The organism is Curvibacter sp. Hmag1.1 (assembly GCF_059769165.1).
This window is the reverse complement of sequence record NZ_JBMBGX010000002.1, coordinates 3,790,188-3,806,484: the sequence shown is the minus strand read 5'-3', so window position 1 is coordinate 3,806,484 and position 16,297 is coordinate 3,790,188. Positions and strand designations below refer to the sequence as shown.

At 60.0% G+C, this 16,297-nt stretch carries 10 protein-coding genes and 1 pseudogene; 2 read left to right on the top strand and 9 right to left on the bottom strand.

The genetic code is table 11. The annotated features are described in order from the left end of the window. Positions 1-75 precede the first annotated feature (75 nt). The 6 genes and pseudogenes from ACOAP0_RS18385 to ACOAP0_RS18360 form a co-directional block, all read right to left on the bottom strand. Positions 76-1,314 (bottom strand): efflux RND transporter periplasmic adaptor subunit, encoded by a 1,239-nt coding sequence (locus ACOAP0_RS18385; RefSeq protein WP_498391500.1) that lies wholly within the window; start codon positions 1,312-1,314, stop codon positions 76-78. Further along, positions 1,292-3,655 carry an ABC transporter permease gene (locus tag ACOAP0_RS18380; protein WP_498377603.1) on the bottom strand — a complete coding sequence of 788 codons (2,364 nt, stop codon included), beginning with the start codon at positions 3,653-3,655 and terminating at the stop codon, positions 1,292-1,294. The genes ACOAP0_RS18385 and ACOAP0_RS18380 overlap by 23 nt, the downstream gene beginning before the upstream one ends. A 10-nt stretch (positions 3,656-3,665) precedes the next feature. Continuing rightward, a pseudogene (locus tag ACOAP0_RS18375) lies at positions 3,666-4,459 on the bottom strand (ABC transporter ATP-binding protein). Positions 4,460-4,542: 83 nt separating this feature from the next. Then, the gene (locus ACOAP0_RS18370) at positions 4,543-5,724 is read right to left on the bottom strand and encodes a GGDEF domain-containing protein (protein ID WP_498377600.1); all 1,182 of its coding nucleotides are present in this window, start codon (positions 5,722-5,724) and stop codon (positions 4,543-4,545) included. A gap of 91 nt (positions 5,725-5,815) precedes the next feature. Continuing rightward, complete coding sequence (locus ACOAP0_RS18365) at positions 5,816-6,217, bottom strand: DUF1330 domain-containing protein (protein ID WP_498377599.1); 402 nt, start codon at positions 6,215-6,217, stop codon at positions 5,816-5,818. A 53-nt stretch (positions 6,218-6,270) separates the two neighbouring features. Continuing rightward, positions 6,271-7,479 (bottom strand): serine hydrolase domain-containing protein, encoded by a 1,209-nt coding sequence (locus ACOAP0_RS18360; RefSeq protein WP_498391498.1) that lies wholly within the window; start codon positions 7,477-7,479, stop codon positions 6,271-6,273. A gap of 227 nt (positions 7,480-7,706) precedes the next feature. Between ACOAP0_RS18360 and ACOAP0_RS18355 the strand changes: the two genes are divergently transcribed. After that, positions 7,707-7,931: a hypothetical protein gene (locus ACOAP0_RS18355; protein ID WP_481875466.1), complete on the top strand. Its 225-nt coding sequence runs from the start codon at positions 7,707-7,709 to the stop codon at positions 7,929-7,931. Between the two features lie 189 nt (positions 7,932-8,120). Then, entirely contained in the window at positions 8,121-9,851 is a 1,731-nt protein-coding gene (locus ACOAP0_RS18350) for an MFS transporter (protein WP_198301875.1), read from the top strand. Between the two features lie 133 nt (positions 9,852-9,984). Here ACOAP0_RS18350 and lpdA read toward each other — a convergent pair whose 3' ends face one another. From lpdA to aceE, 3 genes are read right to left on the bottom strand one after another with little or no spacing between them, the layout of a single operon-like run. Beyond that, on the bottom strand, positions 9,985-11,820 hold the full coding sequence (gene lpdA, locus ACOAP0_RS18345; protein ID WP_498377596.1) for a dihydrolipoyl dehydrogenase: 1,836 nt from the start codon (positions 11,818-11,820) through the stop codon (positions 9,985-9,987). Between the two features lie 15 nt (positions 11,821-11,835). Continuing rightward, positions 11,836-13,491 carry a dihydrolipoyllysine-residue acetyltransferase gene (gene aceF, locus ACOAP0_RS18340; RefSeq protein ID WP_498377595.1) on the bottom strand — a complete coding sequence of 552 codons (1,656 nt, stop codon included), beginning with the start codon at positions 13,489-13,491 and terminating at the stop codon, positions 11,836-11,838. A 19-nt stretch (positions 13,492-13,510) separates the two neighbouring features. Continuing rightward, a complete protein-coding gene (aceE, locus tag ACOAP0_RS18335; protein WP_498377594.1) occupies positions 13,511-16,219 on the bottom strand; it encodes a pyruvate dehydrogenase (acetyl-transferring), homodimeric type in 2,709 nt (902 codons plus the stop codon). Positions 16,220-16,297 lie beyond the last annotated feature (78 nt).

Sequence of the window (16,297 nt, the reverse complement as noted above, 5' to 3'; positions counted from 1 at the left end):
AGCATGCTCCCAAAAAACACCATGCTGCGCGCCGCCAACCCGTACGTCCGTGCTCTAGCAGACACAGTTTGCTGCCTATCGCACTTTGACTTTGGCACCGTCCAACAACTTGATGTCGGGGTAGACCACCACCCGGGCGTTGACCGCCAGCCCTTCGGGCACCCAAGCCTGAATACCGTTGCGCGCTTTGACGGTGACCTCCTGCAAACGCACATGGCCTGCGTCCAACACAAACACCCCGGAGCGTGCCCCCACCGGAAACAAGGCACTCACCGGCACCATGACCGCGCCCTCCTCCACTTGCACGAGCAAACGCACATCCACCTTGAATCCGTCGCCTAAGCCTTTCCAGACCTCTGGCGGGCTGGTGATGTCTGTAATCACATTCACCCGCTGTTCTTCGACCCCCAGTGCAGACACTTTGGTGAATGCCGCCGGCTCCACGTAGCGCACCTTGCCCTGCAGCACGCCGGGGCCGCCCCAGTTCAACAACTGCACGGGGGTGCCTGGCTGCACTTGGGCAGCCTCTTCGGTCAGGATGTCCACCACCACCTCCAAACGGCCCGGGTCACCAATTTCGACCAGGCCCGCGCCCGCCTGCACCACGCCTTCACTTTGCAGCAGCACTTTGAGCACACTGCCTGCTACCGGCGAACGGACCGTCACCTCGCCCTTGCCACCTGACCTCGCACCCGCCAAGCCGTACGCCTGCAAAGGCGCACGGGCCTGCTCCAGGTTAAATCGCGCAGCTTGCTCCGCCTGCTGCGCAGCCGCCAGTTCGCTCCCCCGCAGTTGTTCGGCCAAACGAATGCTTTCACCTTGCGCGGCAGACACAAAGCCTTGCCGCACCAGCGCGTTGTTGCGCAGCACGTCCTGCCTGCCCTGGTTGAGGGCAGCCGCAGCGGCAGCCACCTGCGCTTGGGCTTGCGCCAAGGCCGCCTGCGCGCCACCCACACGGGCGGCTTGCTCCGCTTGGCTGCGTGCGTCCAGCAAGGCGGGTGCTGAGGGCGACACCACGGCCACAACGTCCCCCGCCTGCACGCGATCGCCCTGCGCCAGCAGAATGCGCGCCAGGCGGCCTGCCACGGTGGTGGACACCACATAGCGCGCGCGCACCCGGGTCTTGCCGTCCTCCTGCACTGCGCGTTCGAACCGGCCTTGCATCACCTGCGCCACCTCCACCTCCATCGCGCTGGGCCAAAAAGCCCAGACCAGACCGGCCAGAAACAGGGCGATGACGGCGCCCCAAAGAAGCTTTTTTTCATGATGGTGGGTAGTTGGGTTGGCCGCGCTATTCGCGGGTTTTGAGGACACTGACCAGGTCCAGCTGGTCGATCCGCCTGCGCACAATCAGCGCACTGATGACACCTGCCACCACTACGCACACCACTGCAAAAGCATAGGTAGCGGGCTGAATGGCGAAGGGAAACGAAAACTCATCGCTGCGGATCATGGTGACAATGCCCAGTGCCAGCAGGTAGCCCAGCCCCATGCCCAGAGGCAGCGCCAAGACGATTTCAATGCCCAGTTCGCCCAGCAAAATGGCAGACACCTCGGTGCGGGTGAAGCCCAGCACCCGCAAACTGGCCAGCTCCCAGGCACGCTCTGCCAAGGCAATGCGCGCGTTGTTGTAGACCACACCGACCGCGATGATGGTCGCGAACACCGTGAGCACCAGGCTGAAAACCAGAATGTTGCGCGCCGTCACGTCATTGATATTGCGGGCCATCACCCGCTTGCTGATGGCCACGCCCACCTTAGGCAACTCTTTCAAACGGTTGAGCAGCTCGGGTTCATGGCCACGCTCCACGGACACCATGATTTGGTTGACGAGGTCCCCCTCACGCAGCACCGAGTTCAGCGACGTGCGCTCCATGTAGGCGTTCATGCCCAGCAGTTCGTGGACCGTGCCGGTCACCGGCAAATGCACCACTTCACGGCGACCTTCTTGCAGTTCCACGCGGAGCATGTCGCCCGGCTTGACGCCTAGCTTGGTGGCCAGGCGGTCGGTCAGCAGCAGGCCTTTCCTGGGTGCGTTCAAGGCTTGCTTGTCGAGGTTGACGATGCGAAACAAGTCCGGCACCTCCGGCTTGCCCTGAATGGCGCCACGGTGATGCCGGTTGCCATTCACCAAGCGCACTGCCACATTGCGTCCGCCCTCCACCGCCGTCACAAAAGGCAAATGGGCTGTGGCTTGCAGCGCACGCGCGGGCGTGGCTTCCAGCAGATTGATGGACACATCCCCGCGTAACACTTGACCGAACTGGGTGTCCATCAACACCGCCACCGCATCCCGCATGAAGGCGCCGGTGATGACGGTGGCCATGGCCATCGCCACCCCCACCGTAGTGAGCAGCGTGCGCAGCCGGTGGCGCTCCATGGTGCGCAAGATCATGCGCAGCGGCGGTGAAAACCAGGCCTTCATGCCCCAGCGCTCCAGCAGCATGGGCTGGTAGCGGCCGGGCGATGGAGAGCGCATAGCCTCTGCAGGTGCCAGCAGCACCGTGGCGCGGATGGCACCCAGCGTGGCCAGCACTGCGGCTGCCAATGCCACCCCGACAGCCACCAGAATAAGCGCAGGTGCCAAGCGGTAATGCAGCGTCGGGAAGCGGAAGGTCTTGGCATACAAGCCCACAAAACCCTGCCCCAAAGCAGCACCGAGTGCCAGCCCCAAGAGCAGACCCAGCACCACAATCACCAGCACCAGCTTGAGGTAGTGCCCGCCGATAGCGAGGTTGCCGTAGCCCAAGGCTTTCAGCGCGGCCACCTGTTCGCGCTGGCTGGCAATCTGCCGGCCCACCACCACATTGAGCAAAAACGCAGCGACCGCCAGAAAGATGCTGGGCAACACCGTGCCCATCACCCGCTGCTGCTTGATCTCGGAATTCAGAATCACATCCGACATCTGCTGGTCCCGCCCATGCGCGTTGATGCCGCCATAGGGGGCAAGCAGCCGGTCCAACTGGTCAATGACTGCCCCCTCACTGGCGCCCGGCCCTAGCCGCACCGTCACCTGGTTAAAGGCACCTTCCATGTTGTAGGCCATGGCCAGCGCTTTGCGGTCTATCCAAAAAATGCCGAAGCCCCGCTGGTCCGGCGAGCCACCGAGGCCGGCAAAAATGTACTCCGGCGACAGGCCTATGCCGACCAGCCGCAGCCGCTCGCGCTTGCCGTTGATCAATGCCGTCACTTCATCCCCGGTCTTGAGCTGGTGAGCCACTGCAAAGGCCTCAGACACCAAGGCATCCATGGCACCACTACCGTGGCTGGCCACCATGCGCCCGCTGCGCAGGCTCACCAGGTTCAAGCGCTGGGGCTCGGCCGGATCCAGCCCGATGATCTGCCCGGCAATCGGGTCCGACACCCCCGGAATGGTGATGGGCACCACCTGCGCCAGCCCGGTCTGTACATGGGCCGCACCGTCGATGGCTTCGAGCTGGCGCTGCAATGCCAAGGGCGCACTTTTGAGGCTGCTGAACACATCTGCAAACCGCGACTCCGCGTAATACACATCGCGCGACCACGACAGTGAGTCAAACGCGCTGAAACTGGTAATAAAGCCCCCTACCCCACTCGCCACCACCAAGGCGATGGTGAGAGCCTGGCTCCACATCAGGCGCAAGTCGCGCAGCAGTTTGCGGTCCAGGGTTTTCATGGCGAGGCACTCACCATGCAAGCTCGGAGGGCGCGACCTTGTGCTCGTTCTGCACGATCTTCTCTATACGCCCGCCGCTCAGGTACAGCACGCGGTCTGCCATCCCGGCAATCGCTGCGTTGTGGGTGATCACGATGGCGGTGGTGCCCATTTCGCGGTTAATGCGCGCAATCACTTCGAGCACCAGCTTGCCCGTCTGATAGTCCAGCGCACCGGTAGGCTCATCGCACAACAGCACCTCCGGTTTTTTGACAATGGCACGCGCAATGGCCACGCGCTGCTGCTCCCCGCCCGAGAGCTGCGAGGGGAAGTGATCCACCCGCTCTGCCAGCCCCACCCGTGTCAGCGCCTCCAGGGCCGGCATCGGGTCTTTGGCAATGTCAGTGACCAGTTCCACGTTTTCACGCACGGTCAGGCTGGGGATCAGGTTGTAAAACTGGAAGACAAAGCCCACATGGTCCCGGCGGTACAGGGTGAGTTCGTCGTCGCTGGCATGGGTCAGGTCATGGTCGGCAAACTGCGCGGTCCCGCTGCTGGGGCGGTCCAGCCCGCCAAGGATGTTGAGCAAGGTGGATTTGCCACTGCCCGAGGCGCCCAACAATACGATGAACTCACCTTTGTAGATGGTCAGGTCTACGTCCATCAAGGCGTGAACCTGAACCTCCCCATGTCATAGGTTTTGGCAAGTCCTTTGGCAGTAAAAACAGCTGCGCGTTCATCGGCAGGTGCGCTTTCGGCAGGAGCAGCGGGGACAGTCGCAGCAGGCTTTGCTGCCACAGGAGTCGTAGCCAAGGCATTCGGCATGGAACCCCCATTGGGAATGTGACGGAATGTAGGCAGTCTGGGCCGCGGCTACCCTCACGTCGGTTCGATGCCGCACGGTTTGCTTAACGTGCAGCCTGCTTCATGGCATACATTCTTTGGTCTGCAATACCCAATAGTGCTTCGACAGTGCTTCCGTCCTCCGGAAAACTGGCGAGACCAAAGCTGAATTCGGGCACCAACAGGGCTCCACTGCCAGTCAGGATCGGGTTCAGACGCAGCTGCTTACGGATCTCCTGGATGGTGTGCTCTATCGCTGGAGCCTTGGCCATTGGATAACAAGCGACGAACTCATCCCCGCCCAGGCGACCCACGATGTCGGAATTGCGGGCTGACTTGCGCAACACTTGCGCAATGTGGGCGATCAATTGATCGCCTGCCAAATGACCCTGCGTATCGTTGACTTGCTTCAGACCATCCACATCAAAAAGACCGATCACCACATGCTCCTGGTATCGCGCAGCACGCTCCAAGGCCACAGCCAACTGATCTTCAAAATAATGGCGGGTCGCTAGGCCACTCAGTGCATCCACCTGATAGCGCTTGATGTTGGCGGAATAGCGCTCTCTGGCCAATAGCACCACCTCAATCTGTGCGCGAAAGCGCTCCACAATTTCAAGGTCTTTTTGGTCGTAGGTACTCGCAATCGACGAGTCCAGATTCAACAAACCGAACAAGCGATCACCGACAAAAATCGGCGCACTGATGACCGATTGGTACCTCCAATCGTCGGGCTTGATGACGGTGGCCACGTCCTCAAAATCCGAGGCTGTGATCAAGCGCGCTTCCTTGAAGTTACCGTGCGTTACTTGGTACAAAAAGCTGTCTTCCAACCGGAGCCTGAACTTGCCAACAAACTCGTCTGAGAAGCCTTTGGATGCAACAAAGGCCAGGTGCCCATCGTCGCCCAACTTGAGTATCGAACCGGTTGTTGCTTCATTGAAAATCCGGAACAGGTAGCCAAGAATGTTGGCGTAAATCAGCCCCAGATCTTCATTGAGCAGGATGTCCCGGTTGACTTGGACATTCATTGCGGCAATGAGGCCCAACTTCCGGGACGACTCATTCACATCCCGCAAGCGCAACACGAGAAAAGTAAGCACCCCGCACAGCAAACCAACAAGGAGTGCCACCTCGATGGCCAGTGGCTTGGAAGCGCCGTCATGCCAAGAAAAAACAAAGAAGCAAGCCAGTCCAGCGGCGGCGAAGGCCGATCCTGTCCAAACCACAGCTTTGTGCCCTTGCACTGCATGCTCCAACGGTTGCTTTTTTTGCAGTATGGCACACCGTGCGGCAACTTACGAGTCGCTTTGTCGGCGCCCCAGAACGGCAAAACAACTACTGCTGCATAGCAATCAGTCGGGCATCTGCCAGCCCGGCGGACCGGTGGTGAACAAAAGCTTGGTACCCGGGTGAACGCACCATGTCCATGAATGCGGCGGCATTCGGGTATTGCACCAGCAGGACATCATCCCAGACCTCGTCGGCAGGAGCCACCAGGGCATGGCAAGCGCGGCCCTGCCATAGCACCATGCCGCCTGCAGCTTGCACCGCTTTCAGGGCATTCGCCGTATAGCGTGCATAAGCCTCACGCCCGGTGCATGGCGTCTCCTTGCGCTCAGGGGTGTACTCGGCCCGCTCTTTAAAGCGCAGCAGGTTCAGCATGGTGACTGGTTTGTCCGGCGCAGTCTTCACAAAGAGCTGGCTGAAACTCTCGCGGCTGGGATCGATAGTAGCCATGTCGTCACTCCTGGGCTTGTTGGGGAAATCGTGAGCGGTGCACCCTGCAAAAATTATTTAGCGGGCGCTGCACCCTCATCGTCGACGGCCTTTTGTACCTCCCGGTAGAAGGCCTCACGCGCGTTGGATGCCTCTAGGTCACGCGCACCCCCTGCCCAGTTGGCGTTGGACACGATGACCAACTTACGCTTGGGGTCGATGAAGATGCCTTGCCCGAAAATGCCGCGAGCAGAAAAACTGCCGTCGTCATACGTCCACCATTGGTAGCCATACCCACGGCCTGGTTGGCGGATGTCTGTGCGCTTGGTGGTAGCATCCGCCCACCAGCCATCGGGCACGATACTTTTGCCACCTGCCATGGCGCCACTCAAAATGAATTGGCCCATGCGGGCGTAATCACGTGGCGACGCCTGGATGCAGCAGCCCCCGATTTCCTGACCGGTTTTGCTCAATATCCAGGTGCCTTGCTGCTCCATACCTGCCGGCCCCCACACTTTTTCGGCCAGATAGGTGGCCAAGGGCTTGCCAGTAGCTTGCTGCACAAGGGTGCCGACCAGATTGGTCTCGCCAGTGCTATAGAGCCAACGGGTTCCCGCTGGCACATCACGTGGGAGCTTGCGCATGTAGCTCACCAACGCATCCACGCCTTCTTCCGGCTTGTGGTTGTTGAACTTTGCAACATCCGACTGGGGGTCAGAATAATCTTCGTTCCACTTTACGCCGGAGGTCATGGTGAGCAAATGGCGCACGCTCACCGCATCGTAGGCCGAGCCTTTGAGGTCCGGAATGTAGAGGCTGACTTTGTCGTCCAGACTCTTGATGAAGCCGTCCTTCACTGCGGCGCCGACCAAAGTGGAAGTAAACGACTTGGCCACCGAAAAGCTGGTCCAACGCCCTGTTGCGTCAAAAGCCAGGCCGTAACGCTCCAGGCGCAATTTGCCGTCATGCAAGATCAAGAGCGCAGCACTGCGCTGGGCGGTCATATATGCGTCGACATCGCTTGTGAGTTTCAGCGGCGCACCCGCGGGCAATGCAGAAGGTGTGCCGCCAGCTTGCACCACCCGTGATTTGGCGAGAAAAGGCAGCCGGTCCAGCGCGCGAAAGGCAGCATCTCTCTGGGCTTGAGTCCAGAACAGCAGATCGCGGTTGGTCGGCACCGTCGCCAACAACCCGCGGGTTTCCTTGTCCAGACTGAACCAAGCGCCCACGCCGGCCACCCCCAGAACTACCAAAGTGCCGAGCACCATTTTCTTAAAGGCCAAAACAAAACTCCCGGAACGCGCGATCACGCGAATAAGGGAAATGTTGCACTGGCCTTAGACATCTGACCTTGAGACAAACCCTTGCCGAGTCCTGCTGGTGACAGGCACTACCCGGCAACAGAGCCCTGCAGATGCCCTCGCAAGGCGTGGGGTTCCGACCTTACGTGCGCTACGTTTTTTTCCAGACCGAATGCACAATTCTGCCCTCCACTCTTACCTGAATCGCTATGAAAGACTCTGCGTTGTTGATCGGTATCTCGGATGCCATCGGATTTGTAGCAGGCGCCCAAATAGGCTTATGGCTGGGCCAATCGATGGGGTTTGATGCCTTTGCGGGAGGGTTTGGCAACAACGCGTTGGTGGGTATGGTTTTGTTGGGCTTGGGTGGCGGTCTGGGCTTGCAACTGGCGAGCCGTTGGCGAAGCTGGCGCGCAGCCAGAAAGAGCGAATAACCCTTCGTGATTGATGTTTCCGAGCGGCGGCGTACCCAAAAATCGCCAGTAAAAGGCCCCACTTTTTCCAAGCCTTAACCTTCGTGGGGGAGTAAGAAATCCGTCAGACGCGGTTTTGACACTGCAGCCGTCCATGGCATCGCCGTGGATGCTGAGAACCGCCCTAACTAAACAAAACGGAGACTCCCCATGAGCATCAGCCCTGCCAGTGCCGCGTCGATTGAAGACCGCAAGCGACCCATGACGCGCGATGAAAAACGCGTCATCCTCGCGTCTTCAGCCGGAACCATTTTTGAGTGGTACGACTTCTACCTCTATGGCTCGCTTGCAGCGATCATCGGGGCCCAGTTTTTCTCATCCTTTCCGGAAGCCACACGCAACGTGTTTGCCTTGTTGGCGTTTGCCGCCGGCTTTCTGGTGCGCCCCTTCGGCGCGCTTTTCTTCGGCCGATTGGGTGACATGATCGGGCGCAAACAAACCTTCCTCATGACGATTTTGATCATGGGGATCTCGACCTTTGTGGTCGGCTTGCTTCCGGGCTACAACACCATCGGTTGGGCCGCGCCCGTCATCCTGATCCTGCTACGCATGCTGCAAGGCCTTGCCTTGGGTGGCGAGTACGGCGGTGCGGTGGTGTATGTCGCCGAGCACGCGCCGCCCGGACGTCGTGGCTTCTTCACCAGCTGGATTCAGACCACCGCTACCTTGGGCCTTCTGCTGTCCCTAATGGTGATCCTCACGGTGCGCACCATTGTTGGCGAAAAAGAATTCGCCGAGTGGGGCTGGCGCATTCCATTCCTGCTGTCGATCTTCCTGCTGGGCATCTCGGTATGGATCCGCTTGCAGATGGAAGAGTCGCCTGCGTTCAAGAAAATGAAAGCGGAAGGAACCAGCTCCAAAGCACCCATTGCCGAAGCTTTCGGTCAGTGGAGCAACGGCAAGTTTGCGCTGATCGCCTTGTTCGGTTTGGTCGCAGGTCAGGCCGTGGTCTGGTACACCGGCCAGTTCTATGCCTTGTTCTTCCTGCAAACCATTTTGCGGATTGACATGTTTACCGCCAACGTGCTGATCGCCTGGTCACTGATTCTGGGTACAGCCGGGTTCGTAATTTTTGGTTCTCTGTCCGACAAAATCGGCCGCAAGAAAATCATTCTGGCGGGTTGCTTCCTGGCGATCGTGACCTACTTCCCGGTGTTCAAAACCATCACGCAAATCGCCAATCCGGCATTGCATGCTGCGCAGCAGAACACCAAGGTCACCATCATCGCTGACCCCAACGACTGCTCGTTCCAGTTCAACCCCACCGGCACTGCCAAGTTCACCAGCTCTTGCGATGTGACCAAAGCGCTGCTGGCCCGCAGTTCCGTGAACTACTCGGTGCAGTACACCGCTGGAGCGATTCCCGCCAAGGTGCAAATCGGTACTGCTGAAGTGGTGGGCTATGAAATCGCCAAGCTCACTGGCGATGACGTCAAGGCCACGCCTGCTGCCTTTGCAAAGTCGGTGAACGAAGCATTGGCCGCCGCGGGCTACCCTGTGCCCGGCAAGCCAGCACCCGGCATTCTCAAGATGGAAGGCTTCTTTGACATCTTCAATGCCCAGGTGTTCCCGCTGGTGCTGATCCTTACCTACCTCGTGCTGTTGGTCACCATGGTGTACGGCCCGATTGCTGCTGCCTTGGTAGAGCTGTTCCCCACCCGCATCCGGTATACGGGCATGTCATTGCCGTACCACATCGGCAATGGCTGGTTTGGTGGATTGATGCCAGCAACCGCGTTTGCCATGATCGCGCAAACCGGTGACCCCTATTACGGCTTGTGGTACCCCGTGGTGGTGGCCGGCATGACCGTGGTGATTGGCCTGCTGTTTGTTCCAGAGAACAAAGACAAGGACATCTTCGCCGAGGACAGCCGCCGGTAAGACAAAGATCTGGCGGCTATCAATGAAGCCCCGGACAAACCAGGATCCGTCCGGGGTTCTTCAGGCGACATGGACAGAAAAAAGCCCGAGCCGTTGCCGGTTCGGGCTTTTTTTGCTGACTACCCTTTTTTATTTACTTCTTCGCTGGCGGCACATCCGTGCAGCTGCCGTGCGCAATCTCCGCCGCCATGCCGATGCTTTCGCCTAGCGTGGGGTGCGGGTGGATGGTCTTGCCGATATCCACGGCGTCTGCGCCCATTTCAATAGCCAGTGCGATTTCACCGATCATGTCGCCCGCGTGAGTGCCGACCATGCCGCCGCCCAAGATCTTGCCGTGGCCGTGCGCTTCCGGAGAGTCATCAAACAGCAGTTTGGTGACGCCTTCGTCGCGGCCATTAGCAATCGCGCGGCCGGAGGCGGTCCAGGGGAACAAGCCCTTCTTGACCTTGATGCCTTGGGCCTTGGCCTGGTCTTCGGTGAGGCCGACCCACGCCACTTCGGGGTCGGTGTAGGCCACGCTAGGAATGACGCGGGCGTTGAATGCAGCAGCGGCCAATTCTTTGTTGCCTTGCAGTTCACCGGCAATCACTTCAGCTGCCACGTGGGCTTCATGCACCGCCTTGTGCGCCAGCATGGGCTGGCCCACGATGTCACCGATGGCGAAGATGTGCGGCACGTTGGTGCGCATTTGGATGTCGACGTTGATGAAGCCACGGTCGGTCACCGCCACACCGGCTTTCTCGGCGCTGATCTTCTTGCCGTTGGGCGTGCGGCCCACGGCTTGCAGCACCAAGTCATACACCTGCGGCGCGGGGGCCGTGCCACCCTCCTCTGCCGGCGCAAACGTCACTTCGATGCCTTCAGGCAAGGCGCGTGCAGACACGGTCTTGGTCTTGAGCATGATGTTGTCGAAGCGCTTGGCATTCATCTTTTGCCAGATCTTGACCAGATCGCGGTCGGCACCTTGCATCAGGCCGTCCATCATTTCCACCACGTCCAGGCGGGCGCCCAGCGTGCTGTAGACGGTGCCCATCTCCAGGCCGATGATGCCGCCACCCAAAATCAACATGCGCTTGGGCACTTCCTTGAGCGCCAAGGCGCCGGTGGAGTCCACCACGCGCGGGTCGTTGGGCATAAAGGGCAGGCGCACAGCTTGGCTACCGGCCGCGATGATGGCGTTTTTGAAGGCGATGACCTTCTTTGAGCCGGTCTTCTCTTGGGCTGTGCCGCTGGTTTCTTCCACTTCGAGGTGGTTGGCACCCACGAAGTTGCCGTAGCCTCGCACGGTGGTGACCTTGCGCATCTTGGCCATGGCAGCCAAGCCACCGGTCAACTTGCCGATGACCTTTTCTTTGTGGCCGCGCAGCTTGTCAATGTTGACCACGGGCGCGCCGAAGTCCACACCCAGGTCCGCCATGTGGCTGACTTCGTCCATGACGGCTGCCACGTGCAGCAAGGCCTTGGAGGGGATGCAACCCACGTTCAGGCACACGCCGCCCAGGGTGGCGTAACGCTCAACCACAATGACCTTGAGGCCCAAATCCGCAGCGCGGAAGGCCGCGGAGTAACCGCCGGGGCCGCCACCGATGACGACCACGTCGCACTCCAGATCTGCACTGCCGCCGAAGCTGCTGGCCGCGGGAGCCGGCGCAGCAGGAGCCGCTACAGAAACAGGAGCTGCTGGCGCAGATGTGGCGGGCGCTGCAGCTGGTTTTGCATCGGGAGCTGCGCCTGCAGCTTCGAGCAACACGACCACAGAGCCCTCTTTGACCTTGTCGCCCAGCTTGACTTTGAGTTCGGTAACCACACCACCGGCGCTGGACGGAATTTCCATGGAGGCCTTGTCGGACTCCACGGTGATCAGGCTTTGCTCAGGCTTGATGGTGTCGCCCACTTTGACCAGCAGCTCGATGACCGCGACTTCGTCGAAGTCTCCGATGTCCGGAACCTTGATTTCTACGATTGCCATATTCAGGTTCCTGTCTTAGAGCAGCACGCGGCGGAAGTCACCCAGGATCTGGCCCAGGTACACGTTGAAGCGCGCCGCAGCTGCGCCGTCGATCACGCGGTGGTCCCAGGTCAGCGACAAGGGCAACATCAGGCGTGGCTGGAAGGCCTTGCCGTCCCACACAGGTTCCATCTGGCTCTTGCAGACGCCAAGGATGGCGACTTCAGGCGCGTTGATGATGGGCGTGAAGTAACGGCCACCGATACCACCCAATGAAGAGATGGTGAAGGTCGCGCCACTCATATCGGCAGGGCCGAGCTTGCCGTCACGAGCCTTCTTGGCCAGCTCACCCATTTCCTGGCTGATCTGGAAGATGCCTTTCTTGTCGGCGTCCTTGATCACGGGCACCACCAGGCCGTTAGGCGTATCGGCCGCAAAACCGATGTGGTAGTACTGCTTGTAGATCAGCGCATCGCCGTCTAGCGAGCTGTTGAATTCGGGGAACTTCTTGAGCGCAGCCACGCAGGCCTTGATCAGGAAAGCAAGCATGGTGACCTTGATGCCGGACTTCTCGTTCTCTTTGTTGGTCGAGACGCGGAAAGCTTCGAGGTCGGTGATGTCGGCGTCGTCGTGGTTGGTGACGGCAGGAATCATGACCGCGTTGCGCAACAGGTTGGCACCGCTGATCTTCTTGATGCGGGACATTTCCTTGCGCTCGATCGGGCCGAACTTGGCAAAGTCCACCTTGGGCCATGGGATCAGGCCCAGGCCGGCGCCGTCGTTGCTGCCGGACGCCTTGGCTTGCGCAGCAATCGCCAAGGTCTGCACTGCGCCGCTCATGACGGAGCGGGTGAAACCCTGCACGTCCGCCTCGGTGATGCGGCCCTTGAGACCGGAACCCTTGACTTCGTTCAAAGGCACGCCCAGTTCCCGGGCGAACTTGCGCACGGAAGGGGATGCATGGGGCAAACCGAGGGTGGTGCCACCGGGCAAATGCGCAGGCACGGCCAAAGCTGCAGGTGCTGCAACGGCAGCAGCTACTGGAGCGGTTGCTGCTGAGGCAGCTAGCGCAGCTGCGGGAACTGCCGCCGGCGCAGGTGCTGCGCCAGCCACTCCTTCGAGCACAACGACCAAGTCACCGATGTTCACGGTGTCACCCAGCTTGACCTTGATTTCCTTGACCACACCGGCGGTGCTGGAAGGAATCTCCATGGAGGCCTTGTCAGACTCCACGGTGATCAGGCTCTGTTCCACCTTCACGGTGTCGCCGACCTTGACCAGCAGTTCGATAACAGCCACGTCCTTGAAGTCGCCAATGTCGGGCACGCGCACCTCTACCGGGCCGGAGGCTGCAGGCGCTGCCACCGGAGCTGCTACAGAAACAGGAGCTGCTGGCGCAGATGCTGCGGGCGCTGGCGCCGCTTTTGGCTCTGCAACCGGAGCTGCAGCAGCACCAGCAGCTTCCACCATCACGACCACAGAGCCTTCCTTGACCTTGTCGCCCAGGGCGACCTTGATTTCCTTCACCACACCGGCGGTGCTGGAAGGAATCTCCATGGAAGCCTTGTCGCTCTCCACGGTAATCAGACTTTGCTCCACCTTCACGGTGTCGCCCACTTTGACCAGCAGTTCGATGACCGCGACTTCGTCGAAGTCACCGATATCCGGGACTTTTACTTCTACCAATGCCATGTTGTTGTCTCCGGAGTTCTTAGGCGTACAGGGGGTTGACCTTGTCGGTATTGATGCCGTACTTGGTGATGGCTTCTGCCACCTTGGCCACAGGCACGGTTCCGTCTTCGCTCAGCGCCTTCAGGGCGGCAACCACGATGTAGTGGCGGTTCACCTCAAAGTGCTCACGCAGCTTGCTGCGGAAGTCGGAGCGACCGAAACCGTCGGTGCCCAGCACCTTGTACGTACGGCCCTTGGGCACGAACGGACGGATTTGCTCGGCGTACGCTTTCATGTAGTCGGTCGACGCGATCACGGGGCCGGTGGACTTGTTCAGCTGCTCTGCCACGAAAGGCACGCGTGGCGTTTCCAGCGGGTGCAGCAGGTTCCAGCGGTCAGCGTCCTGGCCGTCGCGGGTCAGTTCGTTAAAGCTCGGGCAGCTCCACACGTCAGCGCCAATGCCCCAGTCTTGTTCCAGCAATTCTTGCGCCGCAATGCTTTCGCGCAGGATGGTGCCGGAGCCCAAAAGTTGCACGCGAGGTGCCTTCTTGGTGAGAGCAGGGCCCGCCTTGCACTGGTACATGCCCTTGATGATTTGCTCTTCCGTGCCGGGCTGCAGGCCGGGCATGGGGTAGTTTTCATTCAACAGGGTCAGGTAGTAGAAGACGTTATCTTGCTTCTCGACCATGCGCTTCAAACCGTGGTGCAGGATCACGCCGACTTCGTGGGCGAAGGTCGGGTCGTAAGAGATGCAGTTCGGGATGGTGCCGGCCATGATGTGGCTGTGGCCGTCTTCGTGCTGCAAGCCTTCACCGTTCAGGGTGGTACGGCCTGAGGTGCCGCCCAACAAGAAGCCACGCGCTTGCATGTCGCCAGCCGCCCAGGCGAGGTCGCCGATACGCTGGAAGCCGAACATCGAGTAGTACACGTAGAACGGCACCATGATGCGGTTGCTGGTGGAGTAGCTGGTGGCAGCGGCAATCCAGCTGCTCATGCCGCCGGCTTCGTTGATGCCTTCCTGCAGGATCTGACCGGCCTTGTCTTCCTTGTAGTACATGACCTGGTCTTTATCGACCGGGGTGTACTGCTGGCCCGCGGGGTTGTAGATACCCACTTGGCGGAACAAGCCTTCCATACCGAAGGTACGGGCCTCATCCACCAGAATCGGCACCACGCGGGGGCCCAAAGCCTGGTCGCGCAGCAACTGGGTCAGGAAACGCACATAGGCTTGGGTGGTGGAAATCTCACGGCCTTCGGCAGTGGGTTCGATCACAGCCTTGAAGGTTTCTAAGGACGGCACGGTGAAGCTCTCGTCCGCCTTGGTACGACGGTGCGGCAAGTAGCCGCCCAAGGCCTTGCGGCGCTCGTGCAGGTATTTCATTTCCGGGGTGTCGTCTGCAGGCTTGTAGAACGGCACCTTGGGCAACTCGCTGTCAGGCACGGGGATGTTGAAACGGTCGCGGAAGGCCTTGATGTCTTCGTCGGTCAGCTTCTTGGTCTGGTGAACGGTGTTCTTGCCTTCACCAGCCTTGCCCATGCCGAAGCCCTTGACGGTCTTGATCAACAAGACAGTCGGTTCGCCCTTGTGGTTCACAGCCTTGTGGAAGGCGGCGTACACCTTCTTGGAGTCGTGGCCGCCACGACGCAGATCGAAGATTTCTTCGTCCGACATCTTGGACACCATTTCCAGGGTGCGGGGGTCTTTGCCGAAGAAATGCTTGCGGACGTAGGCACCATCATTGGCCTTCATGGCCTGGTAGTCGCCGTCCAGCGTTTCCATCATGATCTTCTTGAGCGCGCCATCTTTGTCGCGTGCCAGCAAGGGGTCCCAGCCGGAGCCCCACAGAAGCTTGATCACGTTCCAGCCGGCACCGCGGAACTCGCCTTCGAGTTCTTGCACGATCTTGCCGTTGCCGCGCACTGGGCCGTCCAAGCGCTGCAAGTTGCAGTTGATCACGAAGACCAGGTTGTCCAAGCCTTCACGGGCAGCCAAGCCGATGGCGCCCAGGGATTCCACTTCGTCCATTTCGCCGTCGCCGCAGAACACCCAGACCTTGCGGTTTTCTGTGTTGGCAATGCCACGGGCGTGCAGGTATTTCAGGAAACGGGCCTGGTAAATCGCCATCAATGGGCCCAAGCCCATGGACACAGTGGGGAACTGCCAGAACTCGGGCATCAACTTGGGGTGCGGGTAGCTCGACAGACCCTTGCCATCCACTTCCTGGCGGAAGTTGAGCAATTGCTCTTCGGTCAGGCGGCCTTCCAGGTAGGCGCGGGCATACACACCGGGGGACACGTGACCCTGGATGTAGAGGCAGTCGCCACCGTGGTTTTCGCTTTCTGCGTGCCAGAAGTGGTTGAAGCCGGCGCCGAACAGGCTGGCTAGCGATGCGAAAGAACCGATGTGACCACCCAAGTCCCCACCATCTGCGGGGTTGTGGCGGTTGGCCTTCACAACCATGGCCATGGCATTCCAGCGCATGTAGGCGCGCAGGCGCTCTTCAATTTCCAGATTGCCGGGGGAGCGTTCTTCGTCTTGGGGCTCAATCGTGTTCACGTAGCCGGTGGTGGCTGAGAAAGGCATGTCGATGCTCTTCTGGCGTGCGTGCTCGAGCAGTTGCTCCAGCAGAAAGTGCGCGCGCTCGGGGCCTTCGGCCTCGATCACAGCGCTGAGCGCGTCCATCCATTCGCGGGTTTCCTGGCTGTCCATGTCGGACGTGCCCAAGGGATTCTGGGGAACTGCTGCCATCGAAGTCTCCTATTTACTTTGGCGTAATTTAGTGCGGTACGCCTAGTTTCTCATATTTGTTTTGAAATTTCAAATCAT